This window comes from Acetobacter conturbans, assembly GCF_011516755.1.
GTDB lineage: Bacteria > Pseudomonadota > Alphaproteobacteria > Acetobacterales > Acetobacteraceae > Acetobacter > Acetobacter conturbans.
Genome location: NZ_WOSY01000005.1, coordinates 30,634 through 54,313, shown reverse-complemented (window position 1 = coordinate 54,313; position 23,680 = coordinate 30,634). Strand labels below are relative to the sequence as shown.

The 23,680-nt window shown below is 61.5% G+C and carries 24 protein-coding genes; 13 read left to right on the top strand and 11 right to left on the bottom strand.

The window, feature by feature from the left end:
* Nucleotides 1-15: 15 nt before the first annotated feature.
* Entirely contained in the window at nucleotides 16-954 is a 939-nt protein-coding gene (gene folD, locus GOB81_RS06600; protein WP_173569597.1) for a bifunctional methylenetetrahydrofolate dehydrogenase/methenyltetrahydrofolate cyclohydrolase FolD, read from the bottom strand.
* A 61-nt stretch (nucleotides 955-1,015) separates the two neighbouring features.
* Here folD and GOB81_RS06595 point away from each other — a divergent pair, with 61 nt between their 5' ends.
* From GOB81_RS06595 to GOB81_RS06575, 5 genes are all read left to right on the top strand, one after another.
* Nucleotides 1,016-2,131 carry a threonine aldolase family protein gene (locus GOB81_RS06595; RefSeq protein WP_173569596.1) on the top strand — a complete coding sequence of 372 codons (1,116 nt, stop codon included), beginning with the start codon at nucleotides 1,016-1,018 and terminating at the stop codon, nucleotides 2,129-2,131.
* A gap of 75 nt (nucleotides 2,132-2,206) precedes the next feature.
* On the top strand, nucleotides 2,207-3,415 hold the full coding sequence (locus GOB81_RS06590; RefSeq protein WP_173569761.1) for a cytochrome b: 1,209 nt from the start codon (nucleotides 2,207-2,209) through the stop codon (nucleotides 3,413-3,415).
* A gap of 20 nt (nucleotides 3,416-3,435) precedes the next feature.
* Nucleotides 3,436-4,173, top strand: coding sequence for a cytochrome c1 (locus GOB81_RS06585; protein ID WP_173569760.1), 738 nt, complete (start codon nucleotides 3,436-3,438; stop codon nucleotides 4,171-4,173).
* Nucleotides 4,163-5,062 carry an S-methyl-5'-thioadenosine phosphorylase gene (locus GOB81_RS06580; RefSeq protein WP_173569595.1) on the top strand — a complete coding sequence of 300 codons (900 nt, stop codon included), beginning with the start codon at nucleotides 4,163-4,165 and terminating at the stop codon, nucleotides 5,060-5,062. The genes GOB81_RS06585 and GOB81_RS06580 overlap by 11 nt, the downstream gene beginning before the upstream one ends.
* 178 nt (nucleotides 5,063-5,240) lie before the next feature.
* Nucleotides 5,241-5,996 carry a C1 family peptidase gene (locus tag GOB81_RS06575; protein WP_173569594.1) on the top strand — a complete coding sequence of 252 codons (756 nt, stop codon included), beginning with the start codon at nucleotides 5,241-5,243 and terminating at the stop codon, nucleotides 5,994-5,996.
* Between the two features lie 35 nt (nucleotides 5,997-6,031).
* Here the strand turns inward: GOB81_RS06575 and GOB81_RS06570 are convergent, their stop codons facing one another.
* On the bottom strand, nucleotides 6,032-6,802 hold the full coding sequence (locus tag GOB81_RS06570) for a Crp/Fnr family transcriptional regulator (protein WP_173569593.1): 771 nt from the start codon (nucleotides 6,800-6,802) through the stop codon (nucleotides 6,032-6,034).
* A 164-nt stretch (nucleotides 6,803-6,966) separates the two neighbouring features.
* On the opposite strand from GOB81_RS06570, the gene GOB81_RS06565 reads away from it, so the two are divergent.
* From GOB81_RS06565 to hemN, 3 genes are all read left to right on the top strand, one after another.
* On the top strand, nucleotides 6,967-7,482 hold the full coding sequence (locus GOB81_RS06565) for a hypothetical protein (protein ID WP_173569592.1): 516 nt from the start codon (nucleotides 6,967-6,969) through the stop codon (nucleotides 7,480-7,482).
* Nucleotides 7,483-7,559: 77 nt separating this feature from the next.
* Nucleotides 7,560-8,381, top strand: coding sequence for an OmpW/AlkL family protein (locus tag GOB81_RS06560; RefSeq protein ID WP_173569591.1), 822 nt, complete (start codon nucleotides 7,560-7,562; stop codon nucleotides 8,379-8,381).
* 2 nt (nucleotides 8,382-8,383) lie between these two features.
* The gene (gene hemN, locus GOB81_RS06555) at nucleotides 8,384-9,748 is read left to right on the top strand and encodes an oxygen-independent coproporphyrinogen III oxidase (protein WP_173569590.1); all 1,365 of its coding nucleotides are present in this window, start codon (nucleotides 8,384-8,386) and stop codon (nucleotides 9,746-9,748) included.
* A gap of 143 nt (nucleotides 9,749-9,891) precedes the next feature.
* Here the strand turns inward: hemN and GOB81_RS06550 are convergent, their stop codons facing one another.
* Together GOB81_RS06550 and GOB81_RS06545 are read right to left on the bottom strand one after the other, a co-directional pair.
* Entirely contained in the window at nucleotides 9,892-10,659 is a 768-nt protein-coding gene (locus GOB81_RS06550; protein WP_173569589.1) for an endonuclease/exonuclease/phosphatase family protein, read from the bottom strand.
* Nucleotides 10,656-11,723 carry an AI-2E family transporter gene (locus GOB81_RS06545; protein ID WP_173569588.1) on the bottom strand — a complete coding sequence of 356 codons (1,068 nt, stop codon included), beginning with the start codon at nucleotides 11,721-11,723 and terminating at the stop codon, nucleotides 10,656-10,658. The genes GOB81_RS06550 and GOB81_RS06545 overlap by 4 nt, the downstream gene beginning before the upstream one ends.
* A 292-nt stretch (nucleotides 11,724-12,015) precedes the next feature.
* On the opposite strand from GOB81_RS06545, the gene GOB81_RS06540 reads away from it, so the two are divergent.
* From GOB81_RS06540 to metC, 3 genes are read left to right on the top strand one after another with little or no spacing between them, the layout of a single operon-like run.
* Entirely contained in the window at nucleotides 12,016-12,888 is an 873-nt protein-coding gene (locus GOB81_RS06540) for a helix-turn-helix domain-containing protein (protein WP_173569587.1), read from the top strand.
* A gap of 42 nt (nucleotides 12,889-12,930) precedes the next feature.
* Nucleotides 12,931-13,803: a rhodanese-like domain-containing protein gene (locus GOB81_RS06535; protein ID WP_173569586.1), complete on the top strand. Its 873-nt coding sequence runs from the start codon at nucleotides 12,931-12,933 to the stop codon at nucleotides 13,801-13,803.
* Nucleotides 13,800-15,017, top strand: coding sequence for a cystathionine beta-lyase (gene metC / locus GOB81_RS06530; protein WP_173569585.1), 1,218 nt, complete (start codon nucleotides 13,800-13,802; stop codon nucleotides 15,015-15,017). Before GOB81_RS06535 ends, metC begins: the two co-directional genes overlap by 4 nt.
* Nucleotides 15,018-15,032: 15 nt before the next feature.
* Here the strand turns inward: metC and GOB81_RS06525 are convergent, their stop codons facing one another.
* Entirely contained in the window at nucleotides 15,033-15,962 is a 930-nt protein-coding gene (locus GOB81_RS06525; protein ID WP_173569584.1) for a nucleoside hydrolase, read from the bottom strand.
* A gap of 49 nt (nucleotides 15,963-16,011) precedes the next feature.
* A complete protein-coding gene (gene lexA, locus GOB81_RS06520; RefSeq protein ID WP_173569583.1) occupies nucleotides 16,012-16,704 on the bottom strand; it encodes a transcriptional repressor LexA in 693 nt (230 codons plus the stop codon).
* Between the two features lie 270 nt (nucleotides 16,705-16,974).
* Between lexA and hemF the strand changes: the two genes are divergently transcribed.
* Complete coding sequence (hemF, locus tag GOB81_RS06515; protein ID WP_173569759.1) at nucleotides 16,975-17,904, top strand: oxygen-dependent coproporphyrinogen oxidase; 930 nt, start codon at nucleotides 16,975-16,977, stop codon at nucleotides 17,902-17,904.
* Nucleotides 17,905-17,988: 84 nt separating this feature from the next.
* Nucleotides 17,989-19,146, top strand: a complete 1,158-nt coding sequence (locus GOB81_RS06510) for a hypothetical protein (RefSeq protein ID WP_173569582.1) — start codon at nucleotides 17,989-17,991, stop codon at nucleotides 19,144-19,146.
* On the opposite strand, the gene GOB81_RS06505 is transcribed toward GOB81_RS06510, so the two are convergent.
* From GOB81_RS06505 to rapZ, 5 genes are all read right to left on the bottom strand, one after another.
* On the bottom strand, nucleotides 19,102-19,737 hold the full coding sequence (locus GOB81_RS06505) for a hypothetical protein (protein ID WP_173569581.1): 636 nt from the start codon (nucleotides 19,735-19,737) through the stop codon (nucleotides 19,102-19,104). The two genes, GOB81_RS06510 and GOB81_RS06505, sit on opposite strands and share 45 nt — an antisense overlap.
* Nucleotides 19,738-19,807: 70 nt before the next feature.
* Nucleotides 19,808-21,706, bottom strand: a complete 1,899-nt coding sequence (gene ptsP, locus GOB81_RS06500; protein ID WP_408736910.1) for a phosphoenolpyruvate--protein phosphotransferase — start codon at nucleotides 21,704-21,706, stop codon at nucleotides 19,808-19,810.
* Entirely contained in the window at nucleotides 21,678-21,989 is a 312-nt protein-coding gene (locus tag GOB81_RS06495) for an HPr family phosphocarrier protein (RefSeq protein ID WP_173569580.1), read from the bottom strand. The genes ptsP and GOB81_RS06495 overlap by 29 nt, the downstream gene beginning before the upstream one ends.
* Nucleotides 21,986-22,507, bottom strand: a complete 522-nt coding sequence (locus tag GOB81_RS06490) for a PTS sugar transporter subunit IIA (RefSeq protein WP_173569579.1) — start codon at nucleotides 22,505-22,507, stop codon at nucleotides 21,986-21,988. Before GOB81_RS06490 ends, GOB81_RS06495 begins: the two co-directional genes overlap by 4 nt.
* On the bottom strand, nucleotides 22,504-23,571 hold the full coding sequence (rapZ, locus tag GOB81_RS06485; protein WP_173569578.1) for an RNase adapter RapZ: 1,068 nt from the start codon (nucleotides 23,569-23,571) through the stop codon (nucleotides 22,504-22,506). Before rapZ ends, GOB81_RS06490 begins: the two co-directional genes overlap by 4 nt.
* Nucleotides 23,572-23,680: the final 109 nt, after the last annotated feature.

Sequence of the window (23,680 nt, the reverse complement as noted above, 5' to 3'; positions counted from 1 at the left end):
GAGAACTTTCCGTCGTCAGTAAGGCAGCCAGTTCTTCTGGCCGCTTTCCTTGCAACCCTTGTCGCCCACACTCATTCGTGCCGCTTTCAGGGTGTTGCGCAACAGACAGGCGATGGTCATCGGGCCGACGCCCCCCGGAACCGGCGTGATGCGACCGGCGATCGGGGCAACTTCAGCAAACGCCACATCACCGACCAGCTTCGTCTTGCCGTTCGCGGTCGGCACGCGGGTGATGCCGACATCGATCACCGTCGCACCGGGCTTCACCCAGTCGTGCTTCACCAGTCCGTTCTTTCCTGTGGCCACGATGAGAATGTCGGCGGAACGCGCCAGTGCCGCAGGCTCCTTCGTGTCGATATGACCGACCGACACCGTGCAGCCTTCGTTGAGCAGCAGCAGCGCCATCGGCTTGCCGACGAGATTGGATGCGCCGATGACCGTGGCATTGAGCCCCCGCAGGTCGCCAAGCTCAGACTTGAGCAGCATCAGGCAGCCCAGCGGTGTGCAGGGAATAATGCCCGGCAGCCCGACGCTCAGCCGTCCGGCATTGACCTCACCCAGACCGTCCACGTCTTTGTTCGGCGAAATGGCGTTGGTGATACGGTGCGGGTCTATGTGCTTCGGCAGCGGCAACTGCACGAGAATGCCGTGGATCTCGGGATCATCGTTCAGCCGGTCGATCAGCTTCAGGAGGGATGCCTCCGAGGTCGTTTCCGGGAGCATATGCATGAAGGAGCGCATCCCGACGTGGTGGGTTTCCAGCGCCTTGTTGCGGACATAGACCTCGCTCGCCGGATCATTACCGACCAGCACGACAGCCAGACCCGGTGTTACAGCATGCTTCTCATGGAAAGCGGTGACTTCCAGCCGGGTCTGCTCGCGCAGGTTTCTGGCGAAGGCCTTACCGTCGATCAGCTTTGCGCCTGCTGTTTCGGGGGAGGTCTGCTCGGACATTGGGCTTGGTCTTCCTCTGGTGCTAGAATGGACAGATCGTATCAGCCTGGCAGGAGGCGACATGGAACAGACTGCTCAGACACCGCCGTGCAGTGAGACGCTGTCCGCTGACGACACTGGGTCGCAGCGTATACGCACGAACTTCATGAGCGACAATGTGGGACCTGTCTGCCCGGAGATTCTTGCTGCCATCACACAGGCCAATGTGGGCGACGCGCCCGCTCATGGTGACGATGCCTGGACGGCGCAGCTTGAGGCCCGCGCTGCCGAAGTGTTCGAGGCGGAGGTGCGCGTGTTTCCGGTCGCGACCGGCACGGCGGCAAACGGTCTGGCGCTGTCCGCCCTGTCTCCGCCGTGGGGTGCGATCCTGTGTGATGAGAGCGCCCACATCTTCGGGCGTGAATGCAGCGCGCCGGAACTCTTCACCAGCGGCGCGAAGCTCTGTCCCATCCCATCTCCGGACGGACGCATGAGCCCGGCCATGCTGGCGCGTACCATCGCGGAAGTGCAGGCGGGGGGCCGCAGGCTTAGCCGTCCGGCGGCGCTCAGCCTGTCGCAGGCGACGGAATGGGGCACTGTCTACAGCCTTGACCAGCTTGTCGAACTCACGACGCTCGCTCATGACGCGGGCATGGGCGTCCATATGGATGGCGCACGGTTCGGCAATGCACTGGCGCATCTGGGCTGCTCGCCGGCCGACGCCACCTGGCGCGCCGGTGTGGACATTCTCTCGCTCGGAGCGACCAAAAGTGGTGCCCTCGCCGCTGATCTGGTGGTCATGTTCGATACGGGGCTGGCTGAGGACATGGAAAGGCGGATCAAGCGGGCGGGGCACCTCTGGTCCAAGCAGCGGTTTCTGAGCGCCCAGCTTCTGGCGTGGTTTGAAGGCGATCTGTGGCTGCGCAATGCCCGTCACGCCAACGAAATGGCCGGACGGCTGGCCCGTGGCCTCCTGCGTCATCCCGGCGCGATGCTGCCTTTCGAGACGCAGGCGAACGAGGTGTTCGCCATCCTGCCGGAAGCACTGGTACAGGCACTGGAAGTGTCCGGTTTCATTTTTCTCCGCCGGACAGCGCCTCCGGGAGTGCATGGAACGCTGGTGCGGTTCGTGACCAGCTATCACATGCAACACGCGGATGTGGACGCGCTTCTGGAGGCGCTCGCTTCGGGTGAATGAACGCTCTCCTGCAAGGCTCTGTGGACCTCCGGCTTCAAGTGAACTAGGGGAAGACGGACAGCCGAAGGAGAGATGATGACGGGTCCGTCATCCACCGAAACGGACAGCGACGACGTGGACGCCCCACCCGGCACATGGCTGGAACGGCGACTACCGGTCGGACGCTTCCTGTCCGTGCAGTTCGGACGCTTTCCCATGCCGCGTTCAGCCAATGTCCTGTGGACCGTTGGCGCAATGCTGTCGGCGGTTCTGCTGCTCATGCTTCTGTCGGGTCTGGTTCTGGCGATGAACTACACGCCGACGGCAGCCGGGGCGTTCGCCTCCATTGAGGCCATTGAACGGCGCGTGCCTTCAGGCTGGCTGATCCGCTCGATGCATATGGCGGGCGCAAGCCTGTTTCTCGGTGCGCTTTATCTTCATCTCTTCCGGGGGCTTTATTACGGCTCCTACAAAAAGCCCCGCGAACTGGTCTGGCTGTTCGGGATTCTGCTGCTGGCGATGACGATGGTCACGGCGTTTGCTGGCTATGTCCTGCCATGGGGCCAGATGTCCTACTGGGGAGCGGATATTGCCGGTCAGGCGCTGGCCTCGATCCCGGTCATCGGTCCATTTCTGGAGCGTGTGTTTCTCGACGGCAACCAGCCCGGCGATGGGACAATCCATCATCTGTTCGTCCTGCATTTCACACTGGCCTTCGCCATCCTTGCCGTGGTGGGCGTGCATGTGGCCACCGTCCATATCGCGGGGTCCGGAAATCCCGACGGTGTCGAGCCTGACAGGAAAGGCTCCCTGCCCTTCACCCCCTATTTCGCGATCAAGGATGCCTGCGGCGTGGCCGTCTTTGCCCTTGTATTGGCAGCGGTGATGTTCCTGTTCCCCGATCTCATCATCGAAACGGCAAATTACCGCCCCGCCAATCCGCTCCACACGCCGACCAGCATCGAACCCGAATGGTATTTCCTGCCGTTTTTCGGAATCCTGCAGGCCATCCCGTTCAAATTCGGTGGACTCGTGGCGTCCGCAGGGGCGGTTCTGGTGCTGTTTTTCGTGCCCTGGCTCGATACGTCGCCCGTGCGCTCAGCCCGCCAACGACCGCTCTATCGGGCTTCCATGATGGGGCTCGTCGTGGCATTTGTCCTGCTTGGGTATGCGGGCAGCCATCATGTGGAAGGAAACTGGCTTCTCATCGCACGGTGTGCCGCGCTGTTTTATTTCTTCCATTTCCTCGTGCTGATGCCGTTGCTCTCCCGCCGTGAAAAAGCAGCTCTGAAAGACGTCTCGTGAAGACGTGGCCTGCTCGCTTCATGCTCGCGATCCTGCTTGCAGGACTCACCTTTGGTGCACCGGCGGGTGCCACTCCTCCCGATCACGACCACGCGCCGCCGCAGCACTGGAGTTTTGAGGGCGCGCTCGGCAATTTCGATCTTGCCGCCGTCCAGCGCGGCTATCTTGTCTATGAGCAGGTCTGCGCGTCCTGTCATGGCCTGAAGCATGTCCATTTCAGCGATCTGGCAGGCATGGGGCTTGAGCCGGAAGCGGTGCAGGCCCTTGCGGCCGGCTATGAAATCCGGGCGGGACGGGATCTGTCAGGCGCACCGAAATACCGGCATGGACTGCCGGACGATGCGTTCCCCACGCCGGTGCGTCCGGTGGGCGTCAAGGAGGGAGTGATGGTGCCGGATCTGGCGCGCCAGGCTCTGATCTATCCGGGAGGGCCAGACCGGATCTACGCGCTTCTGACCGGATATTCCGCACCACCGGCGGGTGTGCCCGTGCCACCGGGGCTGTTCTATAACCGTTTCGCCGCTGGCCGTGTCATTGCGATGAAACCACCCCTGCATGGCGGTGACGTTCATTACGAGGATGGGACGGCCGCGTCCGTGGAGCAGGAAGCGCGGGATGTCACCATTTTTCTGGCGTGGGTGGGGCAGCCGCATCTGGCGGAACGTCATCGAACCGGTGTCCGCGTGCTGATCTATCTGCTATTTCTCATTGTGCTGCTTTTTATTCTGAAACGGAGAATCTGGTCTCATGTCCACTAGTCCCGCCCATGCGGTCCAACCGGTTATCGGCATCATCGGCGGCTCGGGGCTGTATGACATCGCCGGTCTTGAGAACAAGGAATGGCGCCGGGTCGAAACACCCTGGGGCTCGCCCTCCGATGAACTGCTGTTCGGCACGCTGAACGGGGTGCGCTGCGTATTCCTGCCCCGTCACGGTCGCGGCCACCCGATCCCGCCGTCTCGTCTGAATTATCGCGCCAACATCGCGGCGATGAAGATCGCGGAGGTGACGGACATCATCTCGCTTTCAGCTGTCGGTTCCCTGCGTGAGGAGCTTCCACCCGGCCATTTCGTCATCGTCGATCAGTTCATCGACCGCAGCTTTGCCCGTGAGAAAAGCTTCTTCGACACCGGCTGCGTGGCCCATGTGTCGGTCGCCGATCCTGTCTGTCCGCGTATCGGCGATGTGGCCGAACAGAAACTGAAGCAACTCGGCATCCCGCACACGCGGGGCGGCACCTATCTGGTGATGGAAGGCCCGCAGTTCTCCACCCGCGCGGAGAGCGAGCTTTATCGCAGCTGGGGATGTGCGGTGATCGGCATGACCAACATGCCCGAAGCCAAACTCGCCCGGGAAGCGGAGATCTGTTACGCGACCGTCGCGATGGTGACCGATTACGACTGCTGGCATCAGGACCATGACAGCGTGACAGTCGATGCGGTGATCAAGGTGATGCACCAGAATGCCGAGCACGCCCGTTCACTCATCAAGACGATGATCCCGACGCTGGGCAAACCGCGCGGCCTGTGCCCGGCCGGATGTGACCGTGCTCTGGAGCACGCTTTGATCACGGCTCCGGACAAGCGGAATCCGGCTCTTCTCGCCAAGCTTGAGGTGATCGCCGAGCGGGTTCTCAGCGATCACTAACTGACTGGCGGATGTCAGGCGGCCCGGACGGTCTGACCTGACATCCGCCCTCGTCCCATTGGCGCGTAAACGAATGCCCTGCATGGGACGGGCATTCTCGGCGCTCACTTCGTGTCACCTCGCCAATGAGGGGACAGATATCGTTCTCCACATGCTCAACAGTGGAGAATCAAGCAATATGACGCAGCGCAAGCTGGGCAAAAAGCCCGCGCGTCTGGACCCCAGAACCTACCGCCTTGCCGCCCCCCTCAGCTTTCGGCTGCCGGCTCCGCCGCCGTCCGTGAACTGGGCGCCGACCGCCATCTGGCCGATGTGGTGCAACGACACACTTGGCTGTTGCACGCAGGTCTCCGTTGCCTCCGCCATCCGCACATGGACGGGCGCGGCGCTGACTCCGATCACGCTCGCCGACGGTGAAGTGGTGGCGAACTACAGCGCGGAATCCGGATATGTCCCCGGCCAGTCGGCAACGGATCAGGGTGGCGTGGAAGTCGATGTTCTGTCGCGCTGGTGTCGGCAGGGCTATGAACGGCCCGGCCAGACCCGCGACTATCTGACGGCCTTTGGCTACGTCGATCCGAAGGACACCGTTTCGGTCCATCGGGCCATCGCGATGCTTGGAGGGCTGTATATCGGCCTCTCGCTGCCGGAATATGCCTGTTCGACGGATGGAGACTGGGTGGTTGACCCGACGGCTGACAACCGCATCGCGGGCGGTCATGCCGTATGGATTCACGGCTATGACGACGCGTGGCTGTATCTCAACACATGGGGTGCGCCCCGTCGCATGTCGTATGAGTTCTTCGCGGCCAACTGCGACGAAGCCTATGGCCTGATTTCACGCCAGAACTGGACGACACTGAAGGGTGTCTCTCCGCGCGCCGAAGATCTGGACCAACTGGTGGATGAACTCCAGGCCTCCACGACCACCTGAAAAACCGTCAGATGTTCATAGAGTAAAGGCTGTGATTAGCCTTCCTCTCCTTTAGCGATGGCCTGGAGGCGAGCGGGTGCCATCACGCTGATTTCGTGACCGGCTCCCATCGCCAGGAGACCGTCACGCCGCAGGCCGCTGAGCGTGCGGCTGACGGTCTCCACGGTCAGGCCGAGAAAATCGGCGATATCCGCGCGGGTCATGGGGAAATGCAGTTTCGCGCCGGATGGGATGTCGTTCCCGTATCCGTCGAGAAGCTGTTCGTACAGAAAACTCGCCACCCGCTCGCGGGCCGTCTTGCGTCCGAGAAGCAGCATCTGCTCCTGTGCGGCGACCAGTTCGTTGGCCGCCTCGCTGAGCAGACGTCGTTCCAGCCGGGGAAATTCCTCGACCACCATTTCAAGACGTTCGCGCGAGAAACGGCACACCTTGACCTGATCAATGGCCTCGGCCCCGAAGGCGTAACGGTCCGACACCGCAAGTCCGAGAAAATGACCGACCCCGACAAAGCCGGTGATCTGGCGACGACCATCCGGCAGTGACTTGAACAGCTTGGCGGTCCCGGCGGTGATGTTGAAGAACGCGTCGGCCTTCGCCCCCTCCTCAACGAACACCCGCCCCGGCGGCATGGTGACACGCACGGCTGCGCGCGCCAGCTGCTCCAGTTCCTGATCGTTCAGGGCACTGCAGATTCCGCGTGCACGCACCTCACAGACGGCGCATCCCGTGCAGCCTTCCATGCCCGCTATGACGAGGCGTCGCGGGCGGAGTGCGGGTTGCCCTTCGGGCAGGGAAGATGGTGCCATGGCCTTATCCTGCTCACGCTCAGGGAATGCTCGTCTTTGTCTGGTCAAGCCCGAGTCGTCTCCTTAGCCGGATTGATTGCGGATCACACCCCCCGGGAACGAATGCGTGGGTTGATTTACATCATTGCAGTCTCACACGACATCCCGGCACCGCACAACGTGTCATGACATCTCAGGGGACGCGGGAGCGAGTGAACGAGGCCGAGAATATCCCCGCCATTCTGGTCACGCCCATGGTCCGGGCGGACGTGCCGATCGTCTTCCCGCTGGTGGCCATGGGGGAGCCAGGGCTCACGCTTGCGCGGTGGACGCGCCGTGCGCGACGTCTGACCATCCCGGAAACGCACCAGAAAAACGGGGCGATTCTCGCACGTTACAGTGGCAGGCCGGGGCCTTGTGGCATTGCTTTCTACCGGGTCGAAGCCCCGCAATCGGGCGCGTGGCGCGTTCTGTGTGTCTATCGGGTGGTGGTGATCACAATGGGATCAAGCGGCCCCGTCACGCTGGCGCTCATCCACGAACTCTCCGGACTGGCCGCAGAACTGGGCTGCACGGCAACGCGAATCCACCTCTCGCGCCCAGATCCCGCCACCATTTTCGGACTGTGTTCGTCCGGTTACGCAGGGGAGGCGATTCTGTTGCATAAAAACATCACCCCGGCGGAAGTTACCCCCACTTGATCCAGATCAACGCCCGCGATGAAAAGGGTGTGGTTTCAGCGGCATCAGATTACATCTGCAAATGAGATAGAAACCCCATGACGAAGTCCCGCTCCTTCCTGGCTGCCGCGCTTCTCGCCGCCAGCGCCCTGTGTGGCACGGCTCACGCTCAGGTCACCACCGCTGCCGCACCCGCTCCGGCCGGGACCGCTTATGTGAATGCTCCGGTTGCTGCTCCCATGGCGCCCCCGCGGACACACGGCGGTCGTTGCGGCATCTTCGAGACATGCGCCAGCACCAAGATCGGTCTGGGCAAAGGTGACTTCATGATCCGCCTGTCCGGCGCCGGCGTCCTGCCGCAGGATCGTGACAGCCGCGTCAGCGTCAATGGTGCCCGTATGGTCGGCACGCACGTATCGACGACCAACAGCGCGATGCCTGAGCTGACCTTCGAATACTTCCTCACGGACAACATCGCCGTTGATCTGATTGCCACCAGCACGCGTCACGAAGTGTCCGCAAACGGTGGTGAGCTTGCCGGCATTGCTGGCCAGCACAAGACGGATCTCGGCAAGGCATGGGTTCTGCCGCCTGCTCTGACCTTCACGTGGCATTTCCGTCCGCACAAGCGCTTCAACCCGTATGTGGGTGTCGGCGCTGACCTTCAGTGGTTCTACAACATGAAGGGGTCAGGAGCTCTTGGTCTGACGAAGCTGAACTCCGGCTTTACCGGCGGCCCGCTCGTCAATGTCGGTTTCGATTATCAGATCGTCGGCAACTGGTTCTTCAACGCTGACGTGAAGCAGGTCTTCTCCCGCATGCACGCGTGGGCGCAGAACAGCTCGGGATCGCTGCGCGGTCGTGTGCACGAATCTCTCGACCCGACAGTGGTCTCCGCTGGTATCGCTTACCGGTTCTGATCATGGACGCGGCATCGCCGTCACTACTTGAGCGGTATGACGGCAACCTGCCGCGTTACACGAGTTACCCGACCGCCGTCCGGTTTTCCGATGCGGTCGGACCTGCGGAAGCGTCCCGCTGGCTGGAAGATATTCCGGCCGGTGAGGCGCTTTCGCTGTATCTGCATGTTCCCTTCTGCGACGAACTCTGCGGTTTCTGTGGCTGCAACACCTCGGTCATGCGCAGCGAAACGACACGCGAAGCTTACGGCAAGCTTCTTGAAGACGAACTCCACCGCGTCGCAGACCTGATCCCCACATCCGGGACCGGCAGACAACCTGTTGCACATCTCCAGTTCGGTGGAGGCACCCCCACCACCCTGCCGGAAGCGACCTTCCGGGCACTTTTCGACACACTGCATCTCCTGTTCGACATCCGGGCGGACGCCGAGATCAGCATTGAGCTTGATCCGCGTCATTTCACGCCCGCAATGGCGCATTTTCTCGGAGATCTCGGATTCACGCGCGGTAGTCTCGGGGTGCAGGATCTTGATCCGGCCGTGCAGAAAGCCTGTGGCCGCATCCAGAGTTTTGAGCAAACGGAATCCTGCGTCACAGCATTGCGGGCGGCAGGTCTGGCAAGCGTCAATATCGACCTGATCTACGGCCTGCCTTACCAGACGACGGATAGCGTGCGGGATACGGCACTGAGAACCGCCTCCCTGCGCCCGGATCGTCTGGCCGTTTTCGGCTATGCCCATGTGCCATGGAAAGCGAAGCGTCAGCAGGTCATGCCTTCAGACGCGCTGCCTGACCGGGACGCCCGCCTCGCGCAGCGAGACATGATCGACCGCACCCTCTGCGCCGCCGGGTACCAGCCCGTCGGTCTCGATCATTACGCCCTGCCGCACGATCCGATGGCGCAGGCTGCGCGCGACGGAATACTCCGGCGCAACTTTCAGGGATACACCGTCGATCAGGGACATTCCCTTGTCGGGATCGGCGCGTCGGCCATCTCATCCCTTCCGGGCGGCTTCACGCAGAATATCGTCAGCGCTGCTGCCTACGGCAAGGCTCTTGCGGAAAGCCAGGCCCTCCCCGTCGCGCGCGGCGTGGCCTGTTCCGACGACGACCGCACACGCGGAGCCCTGATCGAGCGGCTGATGTGCGATCTGGCTGTCGACCTCGGTGCTTTCGGGCCGGATGACTATGCTGCCGAACGAGAACGCCTGACCCAGTTCGCTCTGGATGGCCTTGTGACGCTGTCGGGCGACAGGGTGACCCTGACACAGGCAGGTCGTCCTTTCATCCGCAACGTCGCCGCCGTATTCGATCGTTACCTGCCCACGCAAGGCGCAGGCCCCGCACAGCATTCACGCGCGATCTGACGCAGGGGAAGTTGATCTCCCCTGCATTGCAGCGAACGGCTTCCGGGCCGCTGAACGACGCAGCAACCCGTTTTCATTTCTTCTAAAAATTACCTGCCATTTTCTTCACCGAACGGGCGATCCCAGCCCGGCATCTCCGGGTTTTATACCCGCGGCAGCGAAAGGTATGACGGCTGAAAAGGCATTTCGGGACCAGCCCGTAGCACCGATGCATCTGGTTTCAGCGTCACCATGATGGGCCGGTGATCGGACGCGAACACAGGAAGCACTCGTGAACTTTGGCAGACCGCGCCACGAATGAGACACCGGTCGATCCGGATGGGCACAAGATCGACCATCCGATGGGTCGGTGAACGCGGGCCTACATCCATGAAACCCGGTACGAGCGTCGGGCCGACAAGATTGAAATCTCCCAGAATAGCAGCGGGTGCAGGCAGAACCCCAGCCAGTCGCCGGAGTTGCCGACGGTTCATGATCTGCCCGTGGGAAAGATGAACATTCGCCACCGTGATGCCGGGCAGGCGAATGATCTGTGCGATGCGCTTTACGATCATGCCCGATGGAATGACGCAGGTCCGGGGAGCCCGTGAAAAGGGCTCCCGGCTCCAGCAGGCCACGCCGTGAATGCGACCGGGCAGCGGAGAACGGGCATAGTATCCGCCCACAAGGTCCGGCAGATGGTCGATGTCCTGCGTGGCTTCCTGCATCAGCAGAAGATCGGGTTTTTCCCGCTCAAGCAGCGCCAGCACGTCGCGCACGCTGGCCCCCACACTATGAAGCAGGTTCCAGCTTATGATCCTGATCTCGGCCTCGGAGGACTGACCACCGGCAAGCCTGACGGTGGAATGAAATCGTGGACGACGGCGCCGGACAAGTTTCAGAAGAGGTCTGTTCTTCAGTGTGGCGATCATGGATCCCGTGTGTCCTTGTATCCTGCCGGATCGGCGACGCGACCGGCAGCAAATTCAACCGTCAGCGTGAAACCGACCGCAAGCAGCACGGGCCCCAGAAAGATTCCGAGGCCACCGAACTCCAGCACACCGCCGATGACACCAATGAGGGTGAGCAGATAGGGCAGTTGTGCGCCCCGGGAGATGAAGATCGGGCGAATGACGTGATCCGCGCCCGAAATGAAAATCGTGCCATAGAGCGCCAGCGCCACACCTTTCCAGAGGTGATGGGTGACGGCAAGCCAGATCGCCGCCGGAATCCACACGAGAGGGGCTCCCAGCGGCAGCACCGACAGCAGCGATGCAAGCGTGCCGAACAGGAGCGGTTCGGGCACACGCACCATCCAGAAGCCGAACCCCGTCAGGATTCCCTGAATCAGCGCGGTTCCGAGCACGCCGTACACTGTGCCCCGAACAGTTCCCCCCACAATGCGCAGAATGCGATCCGCCTGCCGTCCCGCGACGCGGCCGATGAGTTGCTGGATGGTGCGACCCAGCGAATCACCACTCAGCCAGAAAAAGAACGCTATGAACAGCGCCATCGCAAGATTCAGACCACCGCTCGCCAGTTGCACGAGAACGGAGATGACGGACTGGGCGATGTCACCAGCATACGGCCGCAGGCTCTGGCCGAGATGCCCGAGATCCTTTCCGGTTTTTTCCCACCCTCGCGTAATTTCGTCGCCGACAAGGGGAATCTTTCCGAGCCATGGCGGAATGGGTGGCAGGTGAAGGTTGGGCAGAAGCGCGTCCGTGACACTGGTCACCGCCTGTGGCGCGTCTGCAACGGCTTTGGAGGCGATGGCCACGATAGGCACCACGATGCAGATCGAACTCAGCAGCATCATGCACACTGCCGCAGCCGCAGGCCCCATGTAGCGCCGGAGACGCCGCAGGATCGGCCAGGTCACGTAGGTCAGGATTCCGGCCCACAGAATGGCGGTCAGAAAGGGGGCCGCGACGATCACGCATCCATAGGCAACGCCAAGGATCAACAGCCCGGTAATGAGTCGTTCGGCGTTCATGACGCTCCGGCTTCCGCGCGCGGCTCCATCCCCGGCTGAACATCTGATGACTGAAAAGGATCAGGCAGGCGGTTCGCCGGAACCGGAGACACAATCACTCCGATCAGTGTCACGCTTCCACCTGTCATGGCAACGACCGACACCAAAATACGTAACCATACCTTTCCGTCCTGTAAGCCCAGCATTGCGCTGCAACGATGTGTCAAAATATAGATACTTTACATCCAGTCATATTAACGTATTATTGACGAATAGCCCCTCCAAGCAACGAACGTCTCAAGGAACGAACGGAATGGCTGCTGTGACTATGCGTCTGAGTGAGATCGGACAGCAGCTGCGTGCTTTTCGTCTTGAATCCGGAATGAGAGCTGATGAGATTGCCGCCCGTCTTGGCGTTTCTCGTGCTGCCCTCTACCGGTATGAAAAAGGCGAAGTCATCAAGCTCGATACGGTTCAACGACTGGCGGAACTTTTAAAGGTTTCCCCGCTGACGCTTCTGGGCATAGGGGTCGAATATTACAGTCGTCCCCTCAGCTTTTTTGAACGCGTCCGTCAGGTCGAGGAAGAAGCCGATCAGATTCTCCAGATCATCGACCCCGTCGCATATCTGGTGACATCAGCGGAATACGATTCTGTTCTGGCGCAGGCGATCGCCGCACAGGCATCGGATACGCAGCTTGTCGCGCAGCATCTGGAAATTTTCGCATCGCGCAAGGAAGCCTATCGCCTCCGTCGCCCGACAATGATCACAATGCTCAGTGAGCAGACGATCGAGCGTTTCCTCCAGAAAGGCGTTGGCGACGCGATCATCATGTCCGACGAACTCCGGACGGCCGCCCGCAAGGTCGCCGCCATGGAAATCGGTCGGATCGTGGAAATGATCGAGGCTGGCCCGATCGGTTTGCAGTTCAGCCTGCTCTCCGAAATGGAAAGCACAACCAACTGCATCCTCATGCGCGGGCGCGAGCGTATGATGCTGGCGATCAACCCCTTTCGTTGCGACACATCCCCGTCCGCAACAACGGGTGTTTCGCTGGTCACCAGCGCCCCGGAAGCGGTGAATGCCCATCAGCGCGTGATCGAAGTGCTGTGGGCGGAATCGCTGAAGGGTCAGGAAGCTGCGGAACGTCTGCGCAACCTGCTTGCACAGCACGCCATCCAGTGATTCAGTCCTCCTCTTCGCACGCTGCGGAGAGGAGTCGAGTCCGTGATCCAGCCCCTTATATCTGCCAAAACCTTGCAGGCGCGCCTCGCACGCGGTGAAGTCACCGTTCTTGACGCGACTGCAAGACTTCCCGGCGAACAGACCGATCCCGACGCGACCTTTCTGAGAGAACGCCTGCCAGGTGCGAGACGGTTCGACATCGAACTGTTTTCCGATCCGGAACAGTCGCTTCCTCATATGGCACCTTCCGCCGGACGCTTCGCGCGTCTGGCGGGTGAGCTTGGCCTGACGCGCGAACAGCCGGTCGTCTTTTACGATCAGGGTAATATCGCCTCGTCCTGCCGCGCATGGTGGCTCCTGCGGCTGTTCGGCCATGAGCAGGTGTTCATTCTCGATGGGGGCCTTCCCGCATGGCGCGAAAGCAGCAGCAGGATTGAGGAGGGCGCACCGTCCGTTCCCACTGCCGCCTCCTATATGCCGCGCCTGACAGTCTCCTGCATCCGGGGCCTTGGCGACATGCTGATGCTCTGCGCCAAACCGGATGGCTCACTCATTCTCGACGCCCGTTCGGCTGGCCGTTTTAACGGCACGGCACCGGAACCGCGCCCCGGTCTTTCGTCCGGGCACATGCCGGAAGCCGGAAGCATTCCTTTCAGCGAATTACTGGACACCAAGAAACACTTTCTGCCCCCTGAAATCCTGAGAGCCCGCTTCGCCGCTGCCGGAGCCAGCACGTCCGGCACCCCACTCATCGCGACCTGCGGCTCCGGCATGACGGCGGCCGCCATCGTGGTAGGGGCGACGATTGCCGGTTTCACCAACGTGGCGCTTTATGACGGCTCATGGGCGGAGTGGGCCGCGACGGAGGGCGCACCCATCGAAAAAACGGGCGCAACACAGGAACAGAAGCAATGACAACAGGGGAAGAGAGGGTCGCTGCGGGCTGGGAGCGCCTGAACGCGCTTCTCATACGGCTCGGTCGCCCCGATCCTCATGACGATTCATTCCGGCAGACAGGAACGCTGGTCAACGCGCCGGTCTCCCGCGGATCGACAATGCTGTTTCCCGATCTCGACACCATGCGCCGAGTGGGAGCCGAACGCTACGAGCACACGGCCATCTATGGCGCGATGGGCTCGCCGGTGCAGCATGATCTGGAGCGTGTCATCGCCGTCATCGAAGGCGGACGCGATACCCAGATCGTCTCATCGGGGCTCGCCGCCTGCACGACGACCCTGCTGACCTGGACCAGTTCCGGCGGTCACTGTCTGATTCCCGATTCCTGTTACGGTCCTACCCGCCGCTTCGCTGACACGATGCTCCGCCGTTTCGGTGTCGAGACCACCTATTACGAGCCGATGATTTCCGCCGACGGACTGCGGGCGCTCATGCGTCCCAACACGCAGGTCGTCTTCGCAGAAAGTCCGGGCAGCCATACGTTCGAGGTTCAGGACATCTCAATGCTGGCGTCCGTGGCGCATGACGGCGGGGCGCGGCTTCTGCTCGACAACACATGGGGTTTCGGCATTTTCATGCCCTTCGACCATGGTGTGGATGTCTCCATTCAGGCGCTGACCAAATATCCGGGCGGCCATTCGGACGTCATTCTGGGAGCGATCACCGTCGCCACGGAAGATGACTGGCAGATGCTGCGCGACGCCGCGATCCAGCTCGGACAACTGGCGGGACCGGACGAGTGCTGGCTGACCCTGCGCGGACTCCGCACCATGGGCGTGCGGCTTGCGAGGCAGGCCCGCACGACATGGCGGGTCGCGCAGTGGCTGAAAGAACAGCCGGACGTGGCGCAAATCCTGTATCCGCCATTCCCGGAATGTCCGGGCCATGAGTTCTGGGAGCGCGATTTCACGGGTGCGGGCCCGCTCTTCACCGTGGTGCTGAACGCCTCCTTTGACCGGGCGGCCATGGAGCGGATGGTGAACAGCCTGACCCGCTTCGGCATCGGCGCCTCATGGGGCGGCTATGAAAGCCTCGTCCTGCCGACAACCGGCGGAATTTCACGCTCAATGAACGGCGCGCTGCCTGCGGGACCAGCCTTCCGGCTTGCCATCGGTCTGGATGACGAGGCGGATCTGATCGCCGATCTTCGGGAGGGGTTCCGGCGTCTCTGACGTCGGTCCCGCCGTTCAGAAACGCGCCAGTCTCTCCGTGATGAGGTCATAGGCGGCATCGACGTCGCATTCCCGCAGGAACAGGACATTGGCGGGGCGCTTCGTGATGCCCCACCAGTCCACCACCGTCATGCCCATCGTCAGTTCGCTGCCGGTCTCGACCTGCACATTCACTTCGCGACCGCGATAAAGATCAGGCTGCAAAAGCCAGAGCACCGTATTGGGATCATGCAGCGGACCACCATCGGTGCCGTATTTCGTGGCTTCGAACCGTTTCTCAAAACGCAGCCAATCGGCCACGACCGGGCCCACACGATTGGGAAGCGCCGCGAAACGGGCCAGTCGCGCATCACTGGTGTGCAGCGTGTGGGTCACATCCAGCGGCAACATGGTGACGGGGATACCGGACTCCAGCACGATGGCGGCGGCATGGGGGTCAACATAGATGTTGAATTCGGCGGTGGGTGTGATGTTCCCGACCTCCGAAAAGGCGCCCGACATGGTGACGATACGACCGATCCGTTCACGCAATGCGGGTTCACGTGACAGAGCGAGCGCTATGTTGGTCATCGGCCCGATGGCGCAGATCGTGATCGCGCCGGGTGCGTTGCCCATGACTGTACGGATGAGAAAATCCACCGCGTGCCCGGGCGCTGCTTCTATCGTCGGGTCCGGAAGGTCGACGCCTTCAAATCCCGTACGCCCGTGCACATGCGTGGCGTTGACGAGAGGGCGCAGCAGGGGGCGCTCGGCGCCCGCATGAACCGGCACATCCGGTCGACCCGCCAGTTCCATTGTTTTCAGAGCATTGATCGTCGCCTGCCTGACACCGACATTGCCAGCGACCGTGGTCACGCCGAGCAGTTCGATTTCCGGGCTTGCGAGCGCCAGAAGAATGGTCAGCGCGTCGTCCTGTCCGGGGTCCGTGTCGATGACGATTTTCATGGCTCGGCTCTCCTTCTTCAGCCCAGACGGCCGAAGTTTTCAGCGCCCGTCAGTGATAGCGACGCAGAAGCCCCACAAGCTGACCCTGAATCTTCAGACGTTCAGTGGGCACAATGCGTGTTTCATACGCCTGATTCGCCGCTTCAAGCGCGACAGTGTTGCCACGCTTGCGCAGACGCTTGAGCGTCACTTCGGCATCGTCGATCAGGGCGACGACGATCTTGCCATTCTCGGCGATCTCGCCCCGACGGATGATGACGGTATCTCCATCGAGAATCCCGGCGTCGATCATGGAATCACCCGCCACTTCCAGCGCGTAATGTTCACCCTGACCAAGCAGGACCGCCGGCACTTCAATATGGGAACTCTGATCCTGCAACGCCTCGATCGGCAGACCGGCAGCGATTCGACCATAGAGGGGCAGACTGACGGAAGCCGCCGCATCGCCGGTCTTCACACCGGGCAGCCGCTGGGAGAAATCCCCCTTGATCACATTCAGGGACCGATGCGGGGCGGACGGTTGAATCGATTCCGGCAGACGCAGCACCTCAAGGGCGCGGGCACGGTTATGACGACGCTGGATGAACCCGCGTTCTTCCAGACCTGAAATCAGGCGGTGAATACCGGACTTCGATTTCAGACCGAGCGCATCTTTCATCTCATCGAACGAAGGAGAAAAACCGGTGCGGCCCAGATAGGAATCGATGAACAGCAGCAGTTCATGCTGTTTGCGGGTAAGCATCGATTCTGTCCCCTGTCCGTGTTCACGATCTGTATGGAATCTCAACTTTGTTCTATATAGGTTCCTATTTCAGGTCAATCTGAAAGAGGGCCGCGACCAGAAACCATCCTTAACCTTCCGCGCAAAAGCGTCCCGAGGCTTGCAAAGGCGCGAGGGATGTCGCACCCCTTGGCCTTATTTCCGGCAGCCATCATCCGGAACCCAGCCCCATGATCGCCCGGCCGGAGGATCGATCATACAAGAATGACAGCATCAGGAGACAATCCGGCCATGGCTGAAGCCTCGCATCCTTCCTCCGCCGACGCCCGGCATTATGAAGCCCTCCGGTCGGAGGCGCGGCAATGGTTCGAATCTCTGCGGGACCGGATCTGCGCGGCGTTCGAGGCCATCGAGGATGAGGCCGTCACCCGTAACGCGCCCACCCTGCCGGGGCGGAGCATGGCGGCGGGCCGGTTCGAACGCACCGCCTGGGCACGCGCCGCCGACGATGATGCACATACCGAAGGCGGCGGTGTGATGAGCACCATGCGAGGCCGTGTTTTCGAGAAAGTCGGCGTGAATGTCTCGGCCGTCACGGGTGAATTCAGCCCGGAATTCCGCAAGTCAATTCCCGGCGCCTCCGAAGATCCGCGCTTCTTCGCTGCGGGGATCAGTCTTGTCGCCCATCTGTGCAGCCCCCTCGTGCCGGCGGCGCACTTCAACACGCGCATGATCGTCACCACGCAGGGCTGGTTCGGCGGTGGCGGCGACATCACCCCCATGTTTCCGGAAAGCGAAGCGGCACAGGATGACGCAGCCGCTTTTCATGATGGCTTCCGTCTCTCCTGCGAGAAGCATGACCCGGAGTATTATCCGCGCTTCAAGGCATGGTGCGACAAATATTTCTATCTTCCGCACCGGATGGAGCCGCGTGGTCTTGGCGGCATTTTCTACGATCGCCTGCACAGTGGCGATCCCATGATGGATTTCGCCTTCACCAGAGACGTCGGGCTGGCCTTTCTGGAGACTTATCCGGCGATCATCCGCCACCGCATGATGGAAGAGTGGACGCCGGAACAGCGGGAAGCGCAGCTTATACGGCGGGGACGCTATGTGGAGTTCAATCTCCTGCACGACCGGGGCACTCTTTTCGGGCTCAAGACCGGCGGCAATACAGAGGCGATCCTCATGAGCATGCCGCCAGAGGTGAAATGGCCGTAAAGCCGCCACGGATTATCCTTAACCATTTGGTTGCATTCATTCCGCAGACAGGTCGTGAAATCGCGTAAAGGAGCCCGCTTCGTCTTGTCAGCTTCAGCCCCCGGTCCGAGGACAGGTCCACACTCCCGTCAGCATCGCAGTTTTACACGGCGGGGAATCCTGCGGTCCGTGCTTGGCGGCGCGGCGAGCCTGCCCTTCCTTGCGCGGAACCGGGCTTTCGCCACAGATCCTCAGGATGCCTTCCTCATTCACGCGGCCTCCACATCCGTTCTGGCTGGAGATGTTGTAGCCCCCACCCTCATCATCGCCGGAAACACGGGGACCGGGCCGGCCCGATGGGCACCCCTCCTCGCGCCCGCCCTGCAAACCGCGCTGCCCGCGCACGCCCCGATCAACCTGCGGCCCGTGGCCGGACAGGACGGCGTCACGGGGGCGAACCTGTTCGACTCACAGACGGGCGGCACTGCCCTGCTGATTTCAGGGTCTGCCGTCATTGCCGCGCTTTGCGGCGATTCCCGGGTCCATTTCGATTATCAACGCTGGATTCCGGTTTTCCTCGCCTCTGGCGCGCCCGTCGTCGTGGGACGGCTGGAGTTCAAACGCTCCCTTCGCGCCTTCTTCCAGAATCATCCGGTCCGGGTAGCCGTCACCTCACCCACGGGTATCGAACTGCCCACCCTTCTGGCTCTGACGATGCTGTCCATGAACGTGATCCCGGTCAGCGGGCTGGCCACGTCGGAAGCCTCTCTGGCGGCCTTGCGGAAAGGCACGGTGGACGCGGTCCAGCTTCCGCCGCAGGTCGCGACCCCTGAGACACTGGCGGCCCTCAAGGCGGAAGGTTTCGAAATTCTTTTCTCCCATGCGACGTGCACGGGCGACATGGACCTTGATTTCACGAGAAGGCCCGACATTGTCAGGCAGCATGTGGAAAGACATCCGCTCTTCCCGGCTTATCAGGCAACGGCCCATGCGGCAGCACTGGACGCAGCCCTTGTCCTGCAGATGCTGACGGCACCCGCAAGCGCAGCCCTGTGGCGTCACGCGTCCCAGATGACCGCCGAACAGGCCGCCGTGCAGGCTACGGCACGGACAAACCACCTCAACGTGGTGGCAAGCGCCGACATTTCCGGATTCTACAGCCAGCTTACCCCGGAACTTTCCGGCATCCTGGCCCTTCGCCGGTGGATCGCGCTGAACTCACCTTTCTGGCCGACCGGTCAGACTGCCCCGCCCGTCCGGTGAGGCACAATCAAGAAAAAGAAGCCAATTCTCCTTTTCATTTTCATACCTCGAATGCAACCGTAAGAAACAAATAGTCTCCTTACATATCAACAATCGGAAAAGAGGCCGGTTTTTCGGCGTTCTTCTGGTCAATTCATCAAGAACGCATACCCCTTTCCCACAAGAGGGGTCTTTTTCAGGCCTTAATCCCCACTTAGCTTTCCCGTGGTCTGACAGACGGGTCAGCAGAAGGGATTTAAAATGAAAAAAGCAATGCTTCTTATCGCCGCTATGGGTTTCGCACTTCCTGTCATGGCGCATGCCGATGACAGCTCCTCGAGCGATTCCCAGCAGCAGGATGGCAAGCACAGCCATAAGGGTCATGGCAAGCACCACGACCGGAATCAGGAAAGCGGCGACAGCAGCAACAATAACAGCGACAGCAATGGCAACAGCGGCCATGGTGATCGTGAAGGTCATGGCGATCGTCACGAAAACAACAACGACAGCAGCAGCAACAACTAATCTGCTGCCGTTAGACGTTTTGCGGAAAGGGCGACCTGCTGGTTGCCCTTTTCCTTTTTCAGAGGTGCCTTTTGCAAGAGCCTGCACCCTGACAGGTCATCGGTTCCGGCATCCCGTCCGTGATCATAGTGTTTTCAGATTCTGAAAACACACCCACCTACACCGTACGAAATCTTTTCAGTTGCTTGTGGATGCCCTCTGCATCGGTTTCCGCCAGAACTCTCCGCGCCAACTGGCGACAGGCATCGTAGTCGAGACTACGGATCACCTGCTTCACGCGCGGCACGGCCGAAGCGGACATGGAGAATGAGCGACACCCCAGCCCGATCAGCAGAGGTGTCAGGGCCGTGTCACTTGCGATTTCTCCACACAGCGACACCGGACAGCGCTCCATCAGACCTGCCATGACGATATCGCCAATCATCCTCAGCACCGCCGGATGCAGGGGATTATACAGCGCCGCCACTTCCGAAGAGGCCCGATCGGCTGCCAGAAGATACATCGTCAGATCGTTGGAACCGATAGCCAGAAAATCCGCATACTGGGCCAGTACACCCGCCGTCAGAGCGGCTGCAGGGGTCTCGATCATGATGCCGAGCGGAGGCAACGACTCTCCGATGTCGATCCCCTTGCGTTTCAGCCGCCGCGCCACCCGGTCATAAATCTCCCGTGCGGCAATGATCTCGGAAGCGACAGTCACCATGGGCAGCAAAACGCGTACAGGCCCTTTTGCGGCGGCGCGCAAAATTGCAGAAAACTGCGTTTCCAGCAATTCCGGGTGTTCCAGAAGGAGCCGGATTCCTCGCAGGCCCAGAGCCGGATTCACCACATCACGTCCGGCAATCCCTGCGCGCGCCAGCGCTTCGGCCTGCTTCTCGCCACCCCAGTCGAGCACACGGATGGTCGTTGTGTCCGCGCCCATGGTCGAAACGATGGCAGCGTAGATGTCATACTGCGCCGCTTCGTCCGGCAACGTCTCGGCGTTGATGAACAGGAACTCCGTGCGCAGAAGACCAATCCCGGCAGCACCCGACTGGGCGATCAGCGGCAATTCGGCAGGGAGTTCAAGATTGGCCTGCAAAACGATTTTCTCGCCGCTCGCCATGCGGGACGCCAGCCGCCGCATACGACCCAGTTGCTGCCGTTCCTGAACATAGGCCGCGACCTGCTTCCGTGCCTGCCTCAAAGTTCGCGCCGAGGGATCGACGGTCACGGTACCGGCATAGCCGTCCACCACCAGCGTGACACCATCATGCATGTGATCCAGCACCCCGGCGACGGCAAGGACCGCAGGCACTCCGAGCGCACGCAACATGATGGCTGTATGACCGGTCGTACCCCCATCCTCCAGCACGACGGCAACCACGCGCGCGGGGTCGATCATGGCGGCATCGGCAGGCCGAAGCGTCTCCGCCACCAGAATTGCGCCATCGGGCATCGCCGCAAGCGACAGAAAGGGTTCGCGCCCGAGATTGCGGATCAGCCGACGCCCGATTTCACGGAATTCACCCGCACGGCGTTCAGCGGCGGCGGCATCTTCACCGGTCAGGCCATTTTCATCTGGCGTCGCGACCATCAGGCCAGCCAGCTCTTCCGTCGCCTCCTGAACAGCGGCTTCAGCCGTCAGACCTTCTTCAAGACGACTCAGGACGCCTTTCTGCAACCGCGACGGCCCCAGCATGCGCTGATAGACCTCCAGCAGCGGACCGATCTCGACCTGACTTTCCTCGGGGAGACGCGCGATCCGATGCTGGAGTTTTCGTAACTGCGCGATGGAACGCTCCACCGCCTCATGAAAACGGCTCAGTTCCTCTTCCCGCGACAAGTGGGAAAGACGACTTCCGGGTTCAATCGCAGGGGCTTCCCCGGCGATAAAGGCGGGGCCGATAGCGAAACCCGAACCGACAGGCTCGCCTTTCAGAACCCGCTCTCCGCTCACATCAACGGACAGGCGTGACCGTGTTACCCTGGCGGCATTCTCGCCACTCTGACCTGAAGAACCGCGATGAGCCTGCATGCCATCCCCGTCAGCCCGCTCTGGCGAGCGCTCCGTCATTCTCGCTAAACCCTGCGGCCACGAGAGCGGCAAGAGCCTCGACTGCCTCCTGAGCCTGAACGCCCGTCGCGGAGAGGGTGACTGTCGCGCCCACCCCCGCGCCCAGCAGCATCAATCCCATGATGGAGCAGGCAGAAACGGTTTCATCGCCATAACCCACCGTCACGTCCGCAGCCCACTTCTCGGCCTGAGCAACGAATTTGGCGGAAGCCCGCGCGTGCAGTCCCTTGGCGTTAACAATCGTCACGTTACGCGTGACGGCTCCCTCGCTTCCTTCCTTCATCCTGCCGCGACTTTACGGAGGAGCGAGGTGCTCGGGGCCTGAAGCGGCTCAGGACGAAGCTGAAACGGGTGAATTTTATCGGCGCCCGCTTTTTCGGAACACCGACGGGCACCGTCCAGACATTGTGCAGGAAGATGGGAGGCGCGGCTGATATATTTGTGCGCCGCCATTTCCGCAGCGCTCGCGCACTCTTCGAGCGTATGCAGATCGCGCATCTGCACCAGCTTCACCAGCATGGGAAGATTGGCGCCCCCAAGCACCTCGATCCGGCAGGGTTCCATCATCGCCACCGCCAGATTGGAGGGCGTGCTGCCGAACATGTCGGTCACCAGCATCACGCCATCGCCGTCATCGACTGCCGCAACACACGATTCCAGTTCCTCGCGCCGCGCAACAAGGTCGTCATCGGCCCCGACACTCACCGTCGCCAGCCGTTCCTGCATGCCAACAACATGCTCGAGCGTTTCACGCAGCGCGACGCCCAGTGCACCCTGCGTCACCAACACAATACCAATCATGAATTTTCCCGCGCCATGGACCGTGACGATGCGTCATCTTCTGCCAGTCCGGCTCCTGCCGCTTTCATCAGTTTTTCCTCAAGGCCCGTATCCCGTTCGTCCGGCTTGTCGACGGGTTTTCTTGCCCAGCGCCAAGCGGCGGCCCCCGGTCCGGCGATGCCCTGACGTGCCAGTTCCCGATGCACGACCGCAATCGGTCCTTCGCCGCCAATCCCTTCCGCCGGGTCGGCCAGTTTGTGACCGAGAGCCTCGACCAGGGTCACCGAGCGATGACGGCCGCCGGAACACCCGACTGCAATCGTCGCGTATTTCTTTCCTTCCTGCACGAAGCGGGGAATGACCAGCCTGAGCATGCCGAGAATCTGCTCCAGAAAAGGCTCATAGTCGGGATCGGCCTCGACATAGGCCGCGACGGGGCGATCAAGGCCGGTCTGCGGGGCCAGTTCGGATTCATAATGCGGATTTCTCAGGAACCGTGCGTCAAACACCATATCCGCTTCGCGGGGCAGTCCTGCCGGAAAGGCGAAGGACATCAGCACGACCGTCAGCCCTTCGTCAGGGCCACTCTGCCATGTCCCGAAGCGCGTCTCGACCAGCCGCCGTAGTTCGGGGGCCGAGAGGTCTGACGTATCGATCACCAGATCGGCATTCGCCCGCAACCGGGCCGTGAGCTGGTTTTCGGCGTCGATACCTTCCTTGACGCTGCCGTGCGGGGCCAGCGGGTGCCTTCGGCGAGTGGCGGTATAGCGCTGCAAAAGCGTCGTCTTGTCGGCGGTGGCATAGAGCAGTTCGGCACGCAGATGAGGATTCATCCGCAACCGCGCCAACGCCTCCAGCACGGCGGAAGCATCGAATCCCCGCGTGCGGGAATCCACGCCCACGGCAATGGGTCGGTCCCCGCGCGCCACGATCTCGTCGAGCATCCCGAGCGGAGGATTATCGATCACCTCATGCCCGAGATCTTCGAGAATCCGCAGAATCGACGACTTTCCTGCGCCCGACAGACCCGTGACGAGCAGGATCTGGCGTGGCGGAACATCTTCGGCAGTCTGAGGCGTCACCATTGAACCCGACAAGCACCCTGATGAAGAAGAGAAAAACACCCGACCGGGCCATCCGACAGTTTTCGGCGGCCCTGTCTGGCCGAGCGGGATCCCTGAATGGGACACCCAT